The 14,982-nt window shown below is 68.1% G+C and carries 13 protein-coding genes; 9 read left to right on the top strand and 4 right to left on the bottom strand.

The window, feature by feature from the left end; translation table 11 throughout:
- Positions 1 to 122: 122 nt before the first annotated feature.
- The 6 genes from N788_RS02410 to msrA all read left to right on the top strand — a co-directional run bounded on the left by N788_RS02410 (position 123) and on the right by msrA (position 7,415).
- Entirely contained in the window at positions 123 to 1,511 is a 1,389-nt protein-coding gene (locus N788_RS02410) for a replicative DNA helicase (protein ID WP_034220472.1), read from the top strand.
- Between the two features lie 25 nt (positions 1,512 to 1,536).
- Positions 1,537 to 2,682: an alanine racemase gene (alr, locus tag N788_RS02405; RefSeq protein WP_051924262.1), complete on the top strand. Its 1,146-nt coding sequence runs from the start codon at positions 1,537 to 1,539 to the stop codon at positions 2,680 to 2,682.
- A gap of 314 nt (positions 2,683 to 2,996) precedes the next feature.
- A complete protein-coding gene (locus N788_RS02400; RefSeq protein WP_034220471.1) occupies positions 2,997 to 3,737 on the top strand; it encodes an SDR family NAD(P)-dependent oxidoreductase in 741 nt (246 codons plus the stop codon).
- Positions 3,738 to 3,743: 6 nt separating this feature from the next.
- The gene (locus N788_RS02395) at positions 3,744 to 5,192 is read left to right on the top strand and encodes a cryptochrome/photolyase family protein (protein WP_051924261.1); all 1,449 of its coding nucleotides are present in this window, start codon (positions 3,744 to 3,746) and stop codon (positions 5,190 to 5,192) included.
- Between the two features lie 47 nt (positions 5,193 to 5,239).
- A complete protein-coding gene (locus tag N788_RS02390; protein ID WP_034220470.1) occupies positions 5,240 to 6,703 on the top strand; it encodes a WS/DGAT/MGAT family O-acyltransferase in 1,464 nt (487 codons plus the stop codon).
- Between the two features lie 91 nt (positions 6,704 to 6,794).
- A complete protein-coding gene (gene msrA / locus N788_RS02385; protein ID WP_034220468.1) occupies positions 6,795 to 7,415 on the top strand; it encodes a peptide-methionine (S)-S-oxide reductase MsrA in 621 nt (206 codons plus the stop codon).
- An 88-nt stretch (positions 7,416 to 7,503) separates the two neighbouring features.
- Here the strand turns inward: msrA and N788_RS02380 are convergent, their stop codons facing one another.
- The 3 genes from N788_RS02380 to aptA form a co-directional block, all read right to left on the bottom strand.
- The gene (locus N788_RS02380; RefSeq protein WP_034220467.1) at positions 7,504 to 8,997 is read right to left on the bottom strand and encodes a CoA-acylating methylmalonate-semialdehyde dehydrogenase; all 1,494 of its coding nucleotides are present in this window, start codon (positions 8,995 to 8,997) and stop codon (positions 7,504 to 7,506) included.
- A 112-nt stretch (positions 8,998 to 9,109) separates the two neighbouring features.
- Positions 9,110 to 10,225, bottom strand: a complete 1,116-nt coding sequence (gene ald / locus N788_RS02375) for an alanine dehydrogenase (RefSeq protein WP_034220466.1) — start codon at positions 10,223 to 10,225, stop codon at positions 9,110 to 9,112.
- Positions 10,226 to 10,276: 51 nt separating this feature from the next.
- Positions 10,277 to 11,641 carry an omega-aminotransferase AptA gene (gene aptA / locus N788_RS02370; protein WP_034220465.1) on the bottom strand — a complete coding sequence of 455 codons (1,365 nt, stop codon included), beginning with the start codon at positions 11,639 to 11,641 and terminating at the stop codon, positions 10,277 to 10,279.
- Between the two features lie 107 nt (positions 11,642 to 11,748).
- Here aptA and N788_RS02365 point away from each other — a divergent pair, with 107 nt between their 5' ends.
- Positions 11,749 to 12,294 carry a cupin domain-containing protein gene (locus tag N788_RS02365; RefSeq protein WP_034220464.1) on the top strand — a complete coding sequence of 182 codons (546 nt, stop codon included), beginning with the start codon at positions 11,749 to 11,751 and terminating at the stop codon, positions 12,292 to 12,294.
- Between the two features lie 8 nt (positions 12,295 to 12,302).
- Positions 12,303 to 13,805 carry an aldehyde dehydrogenase gene (locus N788_RS02360; RefSeq protein WP_034220462.1) on the top strand — a complete coding sequence of 501 codons (1,503 nt, stop codon included), beginning with the start codon at positions 12,303 to 12,305 and terminating at the stop codon, positions 13,803 to 13,805.
- A gap of 24 nt (positions 13,806 to 13,829) precedes the next feature.
- Here N788_RS02360 and N788_RS02355 read toward each other — a convergent pair whose 3' ends face one another.
- Positions 13,830 to 14,459: a cation efflux transmembrane domain-containing protein gene (locus N788_RS02355; RefSeq protein ID WP_034220461.1), complete on the bottom strand. Its 630-nt coding sequence runs from the start codon at positions 14,457 to 14,459 to the stop codon at positions 13,830 to 13,832.
- 84 nt (positions 14,460 to 14,543) lie between these two features.
- Here N788_RS02355 and N788_RS02350 point away from each other — a divergent pair, with 84 nt between their 5' ends.
- The gene (locus N788_RS02350; protein WP_034220459.1) at positions 14,544 to 14,954 is read left to right on the top strand and encodes a MerR family transcriptional regulator; all 411 of its coding nucleotides are present in this window, start codon (positions 14,544 to 14,546) and stop codon (positions 14,952 to 14,954) included.
- Positions 14,955 to 14,982: the final 28 nt, after the last annotated feature.

Below are 14,982 nucleotides of genomic sequence, written 5' to 3'. Positions count from 1 at the left end.
GCGGGTATGAGATGCCCACCGGTTATGCACAGGGTTATGCCTAACGCTTGGAAGGCCAGGTCGTTAGGATGACCGACCTGGCCCGCGTGGCCCGCCACGTCGATAATTAGAAAAAGGCGAACATGTCCGCACGTCCCGACTCCTTCAGAACCGACGCCAAGATCGACGCGCTGCGCCTGCCGCCCCAGTCGGTGGAGGCCGAGCAGGCGGTGCTGGGCGGCCTGATGCTGGCGCCGGATTCGCTCGACCGGGTTGGCGACTTCCTCACCGAAAACGACTTCTACCGCCGCGACCACCGGCTCATCTATCGCGCCATCCGCGACCTGAGCGACAAGAACAAACCCTTCGACGCCGTCACCCTGGGCGAATGGTTCGAGTCGAACTCGCTCAGTGAACAAATCGGTGGCACCGGCTACCTGATCGAGCTGGCCAGCACCACGCCTTCGGCCGCCAACATCAAGGCCTACGCCGAGATCGTGCGCGAGAAGGCCGTGCTGCGGCAGCTCATCGAAGCCGGCACCGAAATCGTCAACGACGGCTTCCAGCCCGACGGCCGCGACAGCCAGGAAGTGCTGTCGGCCGCCGAGCAGAAGGTCTTCAAGATCGCCGAGCAGGGCCGCCGCGGCCGCGCCGACTTCGTCACCCTGCGCGACGCGATGAAGGAAGCCTTCCAGGTCCTGCAGGAACGCTACGAGAACCAGGGCAACGTCACCGGCCTGGCCACTGGTTTCACCGACCTCGACGAGCTCACCGCCGGCCTGCAGCCGTCGGACCTGATCATCCTGGCGGCCCGTCCCGCCATGGGCAAGACCACGTTGGCGCTGAACATCGCCGAATACGGCGCCATCAAGTCCAAGAAGGCCGTGGCGGTTTACTCGATGGAAATGTCGGCCTCGCAGCTGGCGTTCCGACTCATCTCCTCCATCGGCCGCATCAACGCCACCCGCCTGCGCACCGGCCAGCTCGAGGACGAGGATTGGTCGCGGGTGAACATGGCGATCAAGATGCTGTCGGAAGTGAAGGTCTTCATCGACGACACGCCGGCGCTGTCGCCGGACGTGCTGCGCTCGAAGGCGCGGCGCATCAAGCGCGAACACGACCTGGGCCTGATCGTGGTCGACTATCTGCAGCTGATGCAGGTGCCCGGCACCGGCGAGAACCGCACCAACGAGATTTCCGAGATCTCGCGCTCGCTCAAGGCCCTGGCCAAGGAGCTCAACGTGCCGGTGGTCGCGCTGTCCCAGCTCAACCGTGGCCTGGAGTCGCGCACCGACAAACGCCCGGTCATGGCCGACCTGCGTGAGTCGGGTGCCATCGAGCAGGACGCCGACATCATCATGTTCATCTACCGCGACGAGTACTACCACAAGGACTCGGCCGACAAGGGTCTGGCCGAAGTGATCATCGCCAAGCAGCGTTCCGGCCCCACCGGCACGCTCAAGCTCAAGTTCTTCGGCGAATACACCCGCTTCGACAACCTGGCCCGGGACAGCGTCGGCAGCTTCGAATAGGCCGGGCCCGGGCTAGAATCGGCCGATGGACCCCGCCAGCCAGCGCGACGACCTCTTCAGCCAGCGGCCCACGCGCATCCGCGTGGACCTGGACGCCATCACCCACAACCTGCGCGCCCTGGGCGCCCACGCCGGCGTGCCGGTGATGCCGATCATCAAGGCCAATGCCTACGGCCACGGACTGGCCCGCGTGGGCCTGCACCTGCAGGCGAACGGGGCCGGCCAGTTGGGCGTGGCCTTCCTGGAAGAGGGCATCGCCCTTCGCCGCGCCGGCGTCAGCCTGCCGATCCTGGTGATGGGCGGCGTCTTCGGGCCGCAGGCCGCGAGCCTGATCGCGAACAACCTGGAAATCACGGTGTCGTCGATCGACAAACTGCGCCAGGTCGAGGCCGCGGCCGAGTCCCTGGGCCAGCGCGCCACCGTGCATCTGAAGATCGACACCGGCATGGAGCGCATTGGCGTGCACAGCTACCACGCCGGTCCCTTCATCGAGGCCGCGCTGGCTTCGCGCCACTGCGACATCAAGGGCATCTATTCGCACCTGGCCTGCGCCGACGATCCGGACTCGCCGGCCACGGCCCGGCAGCTGGAACGGTTCCTCGACGCCTGCGCCCATTTCGACCGGCTCGGTGCCCCGATGCCGGTCCGGCACCTGGCCAACTCCGGCGGCGTGCTGCATTTCCCCGAAACCCACCTGGACCTGGTGCGGCCGGGCATCGCGCTGTTCGGCGTGCTGCCCGACGCCGCCTCGCGACCGACCGTGGCCCTGCGGCCGGCGATGAGCCTGGCCTCGCAGGTCGTTTACTTCAAGGTGGTGCCGGCCGGCGACCCGGTCAGCTACGGCGGCACCTGGGCACCGCAGGTCGCCACCCGCGTGGTCACCGTGCCGATCGGTTATGGCGACGGCTTCCCACGGGCGCTCAGTTCGCGCGGCCAGGTGCTGGTGCGCGGCCAGCGCTACCCCATCGTCGGGCGCATCTGCATGGACCAGTTCATGGTCGACATCGGGCCGGCCGGCACGGCCTACAACGAGGACGAGGTGGTGCTGATCGGCGGGCAGGGCGGCCAGGCGATCCGCTGCGAAGACGTGGCCCTCGCCGCGGGCACCATCCCCTACGAAATCCTCGTCGGGCTCAACGGCCGCATCCCGCGCGAATACATCGGCGGCTGAGGACCGGGCGGTCCGGGCCGCCTTGTCGGCGCCCGCACGGCGCCGCCGGCACACTGCCGGGATGGCAAAACCACTGCATCACCTGGTGCTGGTCCTGGGCGTCCAACTCGACCGGCAGTCCACGGTCTTCGACGACTTCGATCCGGCCACCGACGCGGTCTGGGCAGTGGTCGCACCTGGGGCGCAAGCCCGCGGCCGAGCTGGCCGCGATCCGCGAGCAGGCCCGGCTGCTGCGGGCATCGCTGGCCGATGGTTCACGACCGGAACACGGGGGTGGGCGCTAGGCTGTGGCGACACGTTCGACGGACCTGCCCATGCCCACCTGCCTGATCACCGGTGCCTCCGGCGGCGTCGCCACCGCCCTGGCCAGCCGCCTGCGTGACGCCGGCTGGCGCCTGGCCCTGGTGACCCGCCAGCCGGACAAGCTGGAAGCCGACCCCGCCGACCTGGTGATAGAAGCCGACGTCTCCACGGCCGCCGGCGCCGACCACGCGCTGTCGGCTGCAGAGGGCGCCTTCGGGTCGCCGCCGATGGCCCTGGCCCACTGCGCCGGCGCCGTGGTGCTGGGCTCGCTGCCCCGCACGACCGAGGCCATGTATCGCGACTGCCTGGCCGCCAACCTCGACAGCGCGTTTTTCGTCGCCCAGGCTTATGCACCGCGGGTACACAAGGCCGGGCAGGGCGGCAGCCTGCTGTTCTTCAGTTCGGTCGCCGCCGGCATGGGCGTGGCCAACCATGCCGCCATCGCCGCGGCCAAGGGCGGTGTCGAAGGCCTGGTGCGGGCGCTGGCCGCCGACTACTCCGCCTCGGGCCTGCGCGTGAATGCGATCGCCCCGGGCCTGATGCGCACGCCGGCTACGGCCCGCCTGTTGTCGAACGAGGCTTCGGTGAAGTCGATCAAGGCCCAGTACCCGCTCGGCCGCCACGGCGAAGCCGAGGACGCGGCGGCGCTGGGCGCCTTCCTGCTGTCTGAAGACGCCGCCTGGGTCACCGGCCAGGTGGTCGCCCTCGACGGCGGCTTCCAGGCCGTGCGTCCGATGGTGCGGGCGGGCTGAGCGCCGATGTCCAACGCCCTGGTCTGGTTCCGCCGCGACCTGCGCCTGGCCGATAACCCGGCCCTGCAGGCCGCGCTCGATGCCGGCCACGTGCCGGTGCCGGTCTACATCCACGCCCCGGAAGAAGAGGCGCCGTGGGCGCCGGGTGCCGCCAGCCGCGCCTGGCTGCATCGTTCGTTGCAGGCGCTCGACGCCGACCTGCAGGCACGCGGCTCGCGTCTGGTGATCCGCCAGGGCGACAGCCTGTCCGAACTCGAGAAGCTCATTTCAGAGACCCAGGCCGCGGCACTGCACTGGAATCGCCTGTACGAACCGGCCAGCATCGCCCGCGACACGCGCATCAAACAGGGGCTCAAGTCCCGTGGCATCCCGGTCGAGAGCCACAACGCCGCCTTGCTGGTCGAACCCTGGACGGTGCAGACCGGTCAGGGCGGTCCCTACCGCGTATTCACGCCATTCTGGAAAAACGCCCGTCAGCGGCTGGAAGGCCTGCGCGCCGGCAGCGCACCCAAGCGCCTGCCCGAACCGCCGGTGACGCTGGCGGGTCTGGACGTGGGCGACCTGGGCCTGCGGCCGCCGGCACACGAACCGGACTGGGACGCTGGCTTCTGGGAGCACTGGGCCCCCGGCGAGGCGGGCGCGCTGGAAATGCTGGAGGTTTTCCTCGACGGCGCCCTGCGCGGCTACAAGGCCGAACGCGACAAGCCAGGCCGGGTCGGCACCTCGCGGCTGTCGCCGCACCTGCATTTTGGCGAGATTTCGCCGCGCACCATCGTCAAGGCGCTGCAGGACGGGGACTGGCCGGCGGCCATCGAAGCCGACCTCACGCACTACCTCTCGGAGCTGGGCTGGCGCGAGTTCAGCCACCACCTGCTTTACCACTTCCCGCAGACCGCCCAGGACAACCTCAACCCGAAGTTCGAGGATTTCCCCTGGGTCGATCCGGACGAGGCGCTGCTTTCGGCCTGGAAGCGTGGCCGCACCGGCGTGCCCCTGGTGGACGCCGGCATGCGCGAACTCTGGACCACCGGCTGGATGCACAACCGCGTGCGCATGGTCGCCGCGAGCTTCCTGACCAAGAACCTGCGCCTGCACTGGCGCCACGGCGCCGACTGGTTCTGGGACACCCTGGTGGACGCCGACCTGGCCAACAACACCCAGGGCTGGCAGTGGACCGCCGGCACAGGCGCCGACGCCGCGCCGTACTTCCGCATCTTCAGCCCGGTCGCGCAGGCCGGACGCTTCGACCCGGCCGGTGACTACATCCGCCGTTGGGTCCCGGAACTGGCGCAGCTGCCGGACAAGGCCCTGGCGGCACCCTGGGAGCACGCCGACTTGCTGCGGGAAAAGGCGCCCGAATACCCGGACCAACCGCTGGTGGACCTGCGCGAAAGCCGTGAGGCCGCCCTGGCTGCCTACGAGACCGTCAAGGCCGACGGCGCCGCCCGGCGTTGACGCCCACGCCACGCGGCCGGCATCCTGCCCTGAACCGGGGAGGAAACATGGCCGAGGCGCGCAAGAAGGTCCGCAAGACGCCGATGTCGCGGGTGGACACCGCCTGGCTGCGCATGGAGCGTGCCACCAATTTGATGATGATCACCGGCGTGATGATGTTCGAGTCCCATCTCGACATCCGCACCCTGCGCAAGGTGATCGAACAGAAATTCCTGGCCTATCCGCGCTTCCGGCAAAAGGCCGTGGACGGGCCCACCGGCGCGGTCTGGCAGGACGACGTCGACTTCGACCTGGACTGGCACATCCGGCTGACCGCGCTGCCGGGCAAGGGCGGCAAGCGCGAGCTCGAACGCCTGACCAGCCAGCTGGCCTCGACGCCGCTGGATAAATCCAAGCCGCTCTGGCAGTTCCACCTGGTCGAACGTTACGACGGCGGTTCGGCGCTGATTTCGCGCATCCACCACTGTTACGCCGACGGCATCGCCCTGGTGCAGGTGCTGCTTTCGCTCACCGAGATGGGCGAGGACGACAAGCGCAGGAAGTCGCTTGCCAAGCGCTGGCTGAAGAAGGAAGAACACGCCCCGGTCGCCAAGCGCGTGGGTGCGATCGACCGCTACATGCAGCTGGGCAACAAGATGCTCGAGAAGGGCATGGATTTTTATCGCGACCCCTCCCTGGCCGCCGTGCTGGCCAGCGAGGGCGTGGACATCGCCCGGGAGATCGGCCTGGCGCTCTCGCTGTCCGACGATCCCGACACCGTGCTCAAGGGTCGCCTGGGCGTCAGCAAGCGCGTGGCCTGGGCCGAACCGCTGTCGCTGGACGAAGTGAAGTCGGTCAGCCGGGCCCTGCGCTGCACGGTCAACGACCTCCTGCTGGCGTCGGCCACCGGCGCCTTGCGCAGCTACATGATCGAGCGCGGCGAGCAGCTCGACGGCATCACCATCCGCGCTACCGTGCCAGTGAACCTGCGGCCACTGGAGCATGCCAAGCAGCTGGGCAACCACTTCGGCCTGGTGTTCCTGGACCTGCCGGTGGGCGAGCCCAACCCGATGCGACGACTCGAGCGCGTCGCCGCCTCGATGAAGGTCCTGCGCAAGTCCCGGCAGGCGGTGGCCACCTTCGGGGCCCTGGCGGCGGTGGGCATGGCGCCACCGGCCGTGCAGGCCTTCGCGCTGGAGATGTTCAGCCGCAAGGCTTCGGCCGTCGCCACCAACGTGCCGGGGCCGCAGATGCCGCTGTACCTGGGCGGCAGCAAGATCACCGACCTGATGTTCTGGGTGCCGCAGAACGGTTCGATCGGCCTGGGCATTTCCATCCTCAGTTACAACGGCGCGGTGCACTTTGGCCTGATCGCCGACGCCAAGCTGATGCCGGATCCGGACTCGGTCATCCGGCGCTTCCGCCCGGAATTCGAGAAGTTGCTTTACCTGGCGCTGATGGCGCGCTGGGAGGGCGACTTCTGCGCCGAGGACGCCGAAGCCTTGATGCAGGACAGCCTGACCCCCATCTGATTGTAGGAGCGCCTTCAGGCGCGAATTTCTTCTTTGCCAAAGGCGAAGTCAAAAGATTCGCGCCTGAAGGCGCTCCTACAGGAGATACCAAATGGCCAACCAAACTTGCGACGTGCCCGGCCAGGGCCTGCGCGTCCCGCCCGGCGACGTTCCCGATCCGGCCCAGGACATCGCCACCGCCCACGACCGCGGCGAACTGGTGCTGGCCGGCGGTTGCTTCTGGTGCACCGAAGCGGTGTACCGGCAGTTGGCCGGGGTGACCGAAGTCCTGCCCGGTTATGCCGGCGGCAGCGCCGACACCGCCAACTACCAAGCCGTCTGCAGCGGCCGGACCCGCCACGCCGAGGCCATCCGCATTCGCTACGAACCCGATCGCATCAGCTTCGGCCAGTTGCTCAAGGTGTTCATGGCGGTGGCGCACGACCCGACCCAGAAGGACCGGCAGGGCAACGACGTCGGACCGCAGTATCGGTCGGCGATCTTCCCGCTCGACGCCGACCAGCGTTACGTCGCCGGCGCCTACCTGGCGCAGCTGCAGGAAGCAGGCGTGTACGCGGGACCGATCGAGACCACCATCGAGGACATGGATACTTTCTTCGTCGCCGAAGAAGCGCACCACGACTACGCGGCGCGCAATCCGGGAGCGCCCTACATCCAATACGTTTCGATGCCGAAAGTGGAAAAGCTCCGGCGCTATTTCCCCAACCTGTAGGAGCGCCTTCAGGCGCGAATCTTTTGACTTTGCTTGCCTTTGGCAAAGTAGAGATTCGCGCCTGAAGGCGCTCCTACACGCGGTTGCGTCATTTCATGGTGGGCATGACGAACTCGGGATCACGCACGCCGGTGGGCCAGCGGGCGGTGACGGTCTTTAGCCGGGTGTAGAAGCGCACGCCATCGGGGCCGTGCATGTGCAGCGGGCCGAACAGGCTGCGTTTCCAACCGCCGAAACTGTGGAAGGCCATCGGCACCGGGATCGGCACGTTGATGCCGACCATGCCGGCCTGCACCTGGTGCGCGAACTGGCGGGCGGCGTCGCCGTCGCGGGTGAACACCGCCGTTCCGTTGCCGTATTCGTGTGCATTGACCAGCGCCAGCGCCGCGTCGAAATCCGGCACGCGCAGCACGCACAGCACCGGGCCGAAGATTTCCTCGCGATAGATGCGCATGCCGGGCGTGACCCGGTCGAACAGGCAGCCGCCGAGGAAGAAACCATCGGGCGCGCCGTCCACCTGCAGGCCGCGGCCATCGACCACCAGCTCGGCGCCTTCGGCCACGCCGGCGTCGATGTAGTCCTGGACCTTGTCGCGGTGGGCACCGGTCACCAGTGGACCCATGTCGGGTTCGCCCTGGTCGCCCGCGCCGACGCGCAGCGCCGCGACCTTCGGCGCCAGCCGCGCAACCAGCGCGTCGGCGGTGGCGTCGCCGACGCAGACCGCCACCGAGATCGCCATGCAGCGCTCGCCGGCCGAGCCATACGCCGCGCCGAGCAGCGCCGCGGCCGCCTGGTCGAGATCGGCGTCGGGCAGCACCACCATGTGGTTCTTGGCGCCGCCCAGGGCCTGTACGCGCTTGCCCGCGGCGCTGCCGCGCGCATAGATGTATTCGGCGATCGGCGTCGAGCCGACGAAGCTGACCGCCTGCACGCGCGGGTCGTCGAGCAGGGCATCGACCGCGGTCTTGTCGCCGTGCACGACGTTGAACACGCCGTCGGGCAGGCCGGCTTCCTGCAGCAGGCGGGCCAGGATCATCGGCGCCGTCGGGTCGCGTTCGCTGGGTTTGAGCACGAAGCTGTTGCCGCAGGCAATGGCCACCGGGAACATCCACATCGGCACCATGCACGGGAAATTGAACGGCGTGATGCCGGCGACCACGCCCAGGGGCGCGCGCTCGGACCACGAGTCAACGTCGCGGCCCACGTCCATCGAGTGCTCGCCCTTGAGCAGGTGCGGCGCACCGCAGGCGAACTCCACCACCTCGATGCCGCGGGTCACTTCGCCGCGGGCATCGGCCAGGACCTTGCCGTGTTCGGCGGTGATCGCAGCCGCAAGCTCGTCAGCGTGCGCTTCGAGCAGCTGCTTGTAACGGAACAGGATGCGGGCCCGCGCCAGCGGCGGCGTGGCCGCCCAGGCCGGGAAGGCCGCCTGGGCCGACGTCACCGCGGCTTTGACGTCTTCGTTGGAAGCCAGCGCCACCCGCGCCTGCACGGCGCCGGTGGCGGGATTGAAGACATCGGCCAGGCGCTCGCCATCGCCGTTTACGACCTGCCCGCCAATGAAATGACCGATCCGTCGCATACGCGCTGGCCTCGATGGGGTGGCCTGTAGGAGCGCCTTCAGGCGCGAATCTTTTGACTTTGCCTGTGGCAAAGAAGAGATTCGCGGCTAAAGCCGCTCCTACAAGGGACTGTCAGGCCTTGAGCGCCTCGGCCGCCGGCACGAACTCGTAACCCAGGTCGCGGGCGACGGCTTCGTAGGTGACCTTGCCGGCATGCACGTTCAGGCCATTGAGCAGGTGCTCGTCGGCCAGCATCGCCTGCAGGCCGTGGTTGGCCAGCTTCACCGCATAGGGCAGGGTGGCGTTGGTCAGCGCGAAGGTCGAAGTGCGGGCGACGCCGCCGGGCATGTTGGCGACGCAGTAGTGGATGATGCCGTCCACTTCGTAGGTCGGGTTCTGGTGGGTGGTGGCCTTGGAGGTCTCGAAGCAACCGCCCTGGTCGATGGCGACGTCCACCAGCACCGAACCGGGCTTCATCAGCGCCAGCTGCTTGCGGGTGATGAGCTTGGGCGCGGCGGCGCCCGGGACCAACACGGCACCGACCACCAGGTCGGCGAAGGGCAGCAGGTATTCCACCGTGTCCACGGTCGAGTACAGGGTGGTCATGCGGTCGCCGTAGAGTTCGTCGATGTAGCGCAGGCGGTCGAGCGAACGGTCCAGGATGGTCACGCGCGCGTTCATGCCCATGGCCATGCGCGCGGCGTTGAGACCCACCACGCCGCCGCCGAGCACCAGCACGTTGGCCGGCTTCACGCCCGGGACGCCGCCCAGCAGCACGCCGGCGCCGCCCTGGGCCTTTTCAAGCGCGTGCGCGCCGGCCTGGATCGACATGCGACCGGCGACTTCCGACATCGGCGCCAGCAGCGGCAGGCCGCCCTTGCGGTCGGTGACGGTTTCGTAGGCGATGGCGGTGCAGCCCGACTTCACCAGGGCCGCGGTCTGCTCCGGGTCCGGGGCCAGGTGCAGGTAGGTGTAGAGGATCTGCCCCTTGCGCAGCATCGCGCACTCGACCGGCTGCGGTTCCTTGACCTTGATGATCATCTCGGCCTTGGCGAAGATCGCCGCGGCGCTGTCGACGATGCTGGCGCCGGCGGCTTCATACATCTCGTCGGTGAGGCCGATGGCCTTGCCACCGTCGCGCTGCACCATCACCTGGTGGCCGTGGGAGCACAGTTCGCGGACGCCGGCCGGGGTCAGGCCGATGCGGTACTCGTGGTTCTTGATTTCCTTGGGGACGCCGATAAGCATGCAACTGCCCTCCCGGGGCGGGTCTGTCTGAAGGGGAAGCGGGCCGCCCGGTCAGGCGGTGGCGCGTATGGTAGCCGCCAAGCGGTCGAAAATCCGGTCGATGTGCTCTTTGTTCAGTATCAGGGGCGGGGAGAGGGCGATCACGTCGCCGGTGCAGCGCACCATCAGGTTTTGCTCGAAGAAGGCCCGGTTGAAGACCTCGTAGCCGCGCAGGCCCGCGCCCTCGGGCCGGGCCGCCAGCTCCACGGCGCCCACCAGGCCGAAGTTGCGGATGTCGACGACGTTGGGCAGGTCCTTGAGGGCATGGATGGCCTGTTCCCAGTAGGGCCCCAGCTCGATGGCCCGCTGGAAGAGCCCTTCGCCCTCGTAGACGTCCAGGGTCGCCAGGGCGGCCGCACAGGCCAACGGGTGGCCGGAGTAGGTATAGCCGTGGAAGAGCTCGATGGCGCCTTCCGGCCCGTGCATGAAGGCATCGTGGATGGCCGAGGTGGCGAACACCGCGCCCATGGGCACGGCGCCGTTGCTCAGGCCCTTGGCGGTGGTGATCAGGTCCGGCACCACGCCGAAACGCTGGGCCGCGAAGGCCTCGCCGACCCGGCCGAAGCCGGTGATGACTTCGTCGAAGATCAGCAGGATGCCGTGTTTGTCGCAGATCTCGCGGATGCGCCGGAGGTAGCCCTCGGGCGGCAGCACCACGCCGGCGCTGCCGGAGACGGGTTCGATGATCACGGCGGCGATGGTGCTGGCGTCGTGCAGCGCGACCAGGCGCTCGAGCTCGTTCGCCAGTTCGGCGCCGTGCGCCGGCAGGCCGCGGCTGAAGCCGTTGCGGGCAATGTCCAGGGTGTGCGGCAGGTGGTCGACGCCGGGCAGCATCGGCCCGAAGAACTTGCGGTTGTTGACCATGCCGCCGACCGAAATGCCGCCGAACCCGACGCCGTGGTAGCCCTTTTCCCGGCCGATCAGCCGGGTGCGCTGGCCTTCGCCGCGCACGCGGTGATAGGCCAGGGCGATCTTCAGCGCCGTGTCCACCGATTCCGAGCCCGAATTGGTATAGAACACGTGCTTGAGCGGGTCGGGTGCCAGCTTCGCCAGCCGCTCGGCCAGCACGAAGGGCAGCGGATGGCCCATCTGGAAGGTCGGTGCGTAATCCAGGGTGGCCGCCTGTTTCTGGATCGCCTGGACGATGTGCGGATGCCCGTGTCCCGCGTTCACGCACCACAGTCCGGCGGTGCCGTCGAGGATCTCGCGGCCGTCGGTGCTGCGGTAATACATGCCCTCCGCGCTCGCCAGCAGCCGCGGCGACTTCTTGAACTGGCGGTTGGCGGTGAAGGGCATCCAGAACGCGTCATGGTGTTCGGGCGCGGCGGTCGCCTGGGCCTGGAGGTCGGCGAGGGCGGGCGTTTGGGAGGCGGACATGGCGGGGCTCAGGCGTTGGGGAAGGGAAGCGGCGGAAACGCTATCAGTGTTGAATAAACTTTACAAACGGTGTCAAATATTGAGCAATTTCCGCGTGGAGACGTCCATTGGACATCGGCATCCGGCTCCAGGCCGTGCGCAAGAGCAAGGGCCTGAGCCAGCGCGAACTCGCCAAGCGGGTGGGGGTGACCAACTCCACCATTTCGCTGATCGAGCAAAACAAGGTCAGCCCGTCCATCAGTTCCCTGAAGAAGGTGCTCGACGGCATTCCGATCTCGCTGGCCGACTTTTTCACCCAGGACCTGGAAGACGTCGGCGACAGTCCCTATTACGCGGCCGGTGAGTTGCCCGACGTCGGCAACAACGACATCCACTATTTCCTGGTCGGCCATCGCAGCCGCAACCGGCGCATGTGCGTGCTGCGCGAAGTGATGCCACCGGGCAGCGACACCGGCGAGTCCATGATCACCCACGAAGGCGAGGAGGGCGGGGTGGTGGTGCAAGGCCGGGTGGAGATCACGGTCGGCGCGCTACGGCGGGTGCTTGGCCCCGGCGAAGCCTATTATTTCGAATGCCGGCAGCCGCATCGCTTCCGCAACCTCGGCGACGATGATGCCGTGATCATCAGCGCCAGCACGCCCCCCACTTTCTGAGGCCCGCCATGACCGACCCCAAGACCCGCGCCGACTGGGAAGCCCTCGCCCAGCGCCTGTCCTTCCGGAACCAGGCCTTCATCGACGGCCGCTACGTGGACGCCGCCGGCGGCGAACGTTTCGAGTGCCTGAGCCCGATCGACGGGCGCGTGCTGACCGGGGTGGCCGCCTGCGGGTCGGAGGACGTGGACCGGGCCGTTCGTGCCGCGCGCCGGGCCTTCGATGCCGGCGACTGGTCGCAGGCCAAGCCCGCCTGGCGCAAGAAGGTGCTGGTGCGCCTGGCCGAGCTGGTGCGCGCGAACGCCGACGAACTGGCGCTGCTCGAAACCCTGGACATGGGCAAGCCCATCGACGACGCCTTGAACGTGGACATGGCCGCCACCGCGCGCTGCCTGGCCTGGACCGGCGAGGCCATCGACAAGGTCTACGGCGAGATCGCCAGCACCGGCTCCGACGAACTGGGCCTGGTGACCCGCGAACCGCTGGGCGTGGTGGCCGCCATCGTGCCCTGGAACTTTCCGCTGCTGATGGCCGCCTGGAAACTGGCGCCGGCGCTGGCGATGGGCAATTCGGTGGTGCTCAAGCCCTCCGAAAAGTCGCCGCTGACCGCCATCCGCTTCGCTGAGTTGGCCATGGAGGCCGGCCTGCCGCCGGGCGTCCTGAACGTCCTGCCCGGCTTCGGCAAGGACACCGGCGAGCCGCTGGCCCGGCACATGGGCGTAGACGGCCTGGTGTTCACCGGCTCGACCGCCGTCGGCAAGCACCTGCTGGTGTGTGCCGGCGAATCGAACATGAAGCGCGTCTACCTCGAATGCGGCGGCAAGAGCCCGAACCTGGTCTTCGCCGACGCCCCGGACCTGGACCTGGCGGCCAAGGCGGCGGCCAGCGGCATCTTCTACAACCAGGGCGAGGTGTGCACCGCGGCCTCTCGCCTGCTGGTGGAGCGCCGCATCAAGGACGAGTTCGTCGCGCGCGTCGCCAGGCACGGCGAAACCATGCAGCCCCGGCACCCGCTGGAACCGGGCGCGCCGATGGGCGCGCTGGTGGACGAAGGCCAGACCCGGCGCGTGCTCGACTACATCGCCCGGGGCCGGGAAGAGGGCGGCCGCGTGGTGATCGGCGGCGAGCGCCTGGCCACCGTCGACGGCGGCTGCTACGTGGCGCCGACCATCTTCGATGACGTGGCCGCCAGCCACACCATCGCGCGCGAGGAAATCTTCGGCCCCGTGCTCAGCGTCATCGCCTTCGACGACGAAGCCGAAGCCCTCGCCATCGCCAACGACAGCGACTACGGCCTGGCCGCCGGTGTCTTCACGGCCGACCTGGGTCGCGCCCATCGCGTCGCGCGAAAGCTGCGCGCCGGCAGCGTCTGGGTGAACTACTGGGACGGCGGCGACATGACCGCGCCGTTCGGCGGCTACAAGCAAAGCGGCAACGGCCGGGACAAGTCGCTGCATGCCTTCGACAAGTACACCGAAGTAAAGGCGACCTGGATCAACCTGGCGTCCTGAGGCCGCCCTTCCGCGACGGCCGACTCACCCTGTCCGCGCCGCCCGCCATGCTGGCCAGGCCTCGGCGATCATGCGCAGGGCGGACCGCAGGAACAGCAAGCCGATCGCGGCACCAACGACGATGTCCGGCCAGCCGCGTCCGGTCAACGCGACGCCGCAGGCCGCGACCAGTACGCCGAGGTTCGCCGCCACGTCGTTGCGGGAACATTCGAAGGTGCTCTTCATGTTGATGTTGAGTACGCGGAACCGCCACAGCAACGCGAGGCAGGTGAGGTTCGCCACCAGCGCCATCGCACCGAAGACCAGCATCAGGGTGCTGGAGGGCGGCACGCCGTTGACCAGTTTGCCGATCAGTTCGACGACGATGAACATGAACAGCAGAAGGATCAGCAGGCCCTTGACCAGGGCGGCACCGGCTTCCCACCGGGGGCCCCGGTTCACGGCCCACAAGCTCAGGCCGTAGACGATGCCGTCGCCCAGCATGTCCACCGCATCGGCTTTCAGCGCACTGGAACGAGCCACCACCCCGGCACCGAACTCGAGCAGGAACATGGCCAGGTTGATCACCAGCAGCGCGACCAGCACGCGCCGCTGGGCGCTGTGAAGGGCGAGGCTCTGCAGGTCCTGGCGCTTCTGGCTGCAGCAATGGTCCACGGGGGGCTCCTGTCGGGGGATCCCGGTCTTGAAATCGGCTCCGGTAACCTTTATCAACCCTGTAGCCACTACAGGGTCAAGCCCATGTCCGCAACGTTCACCATCGGCCAGCTGGCCCGCCAGACCGGCACCAAGGTGGAGACGATCCGCTATTACGAAAAGATCGGCCTCCTGGCCGAGGCCATGCGCTCCGCAGGCAACTACCGCTACTACGGCGCCAAGGACCTGGAGCGCCTTTCGTTCGTCCGCAGGGCGCGCGAACTCGGTTTTTCCATCGAGCAGATCCGGGAACTCATCGCGCTTGGCGAGCAGCGGGACTTCCAATGCAGCTCGGTGGACGGCCTCGTTCAAGCCCATATCGCCGACATCGGCCTCAGGATCCGGGATCTTCAGGCCTTGCAGGCCGAGCTCGGACGGATGCTCGGGAGCTGCCCGGGTGGGCGCGTCGCCGATTGCCGCGTGCTCGAAGCCTTGCAGCCAACGCCTGCCGCTTGACCCTGTAGTCACTTCAGGGTTTACAAGA

Source organism: Arenimonas donghaensis DSM 18148 = HO3-R19 (assembly GCF_000743535.1).
Lineage (GTDB): Bacteria > Pseudomonadota > Gammaproteobacteria > Xanthomonadales > Xanthomonadaceae > Arenimonas > Arenimonas donghaensis.
The sequence above is the reverse complement of the archived record's forward strand: the minus strand, read 5'-3'. Positions and strand labels throughout refer to the sequence as shown.

Excerpts from the sequence above, each read along its gene's own strand:
- N788_RS02380 (WP_034220467.1), bottom strand. The coding sequence starts at position 8,997 with ATGCGACGGATCGGTCATTTCATTGGCGGGCAGGTCGTAAACGGCGAT.
- N788_RS02390 (WP_034220470.1), top strand. The coding sequence starts at position 5,240 with ATGGCCGAGGCGCGCAAGAAGGTCCGCAAGACGCCGATGTCGCGGGTG.
- N788_RS02410 (WP_034220472.1), top strand. The coding sequence starts at position 123 with ATGTCCGCACGTCCCGACTCCTTCAGAACCGACGCCAAGATCGACGCG.
- aptA (WP_034220465.1), bottom strand. The coding sequence starts at position 11,641 with ATGTCCGCCTCCCAAACGCCCGCCCTCGCCGACCTCCAGGCCCAGGCG.
- alr (WP_051924262.1), top strand. The coding sequence starts at position 1,537 with ATGGACCCCGCCAGCCAGCGCGACGACCTCTTCAGCCAGCGGCCCACG.
- N788_RS02395 (WP_051924261.1), top strand. The coding sequence starts at position 3,744 with ATGTCCAACGCCCTGGTCTGGTTCCGCCGCGACCTGCGCCTGGCCGAT.
- N788_RS02360 (WP_034220462.1), top strand. The coding sequence starts at position 12,303 with ATGACCGACCCCAAGACCCGCGCCGACTGGGAAGCCCTCGCCCAGCGC.
- N788_RS02400 (WP_034220471.1), top strand. The coding sequence starts at position 2,997 with ATGCCCACCTGCCTGATCACCGGTGCCTCCGGCGGCGTCGCCACCGCC.
- ald (WP_034220466.1), bottom strand. The coding sequence starts at position 10,225 with ATGCTTATCGGCGTCCCCAAGGAAATCAAGAACCACGAGTACCGCATC.
- N788_RS02350 (WP_034220459.1), top strand. The coding sequence starts at position 14,544 with ATGTCCGCAACGTTCACCATCGGCCAGCTGGCCCGCCAGACCGGCACC.
- msrA (WP_034220468.1), top strand. The coding sequence starts at position 6,795 with ATGGCCAACCAAACTTGCGACGTGCCCGGCCAGGGCCTGCGCGTCCCG.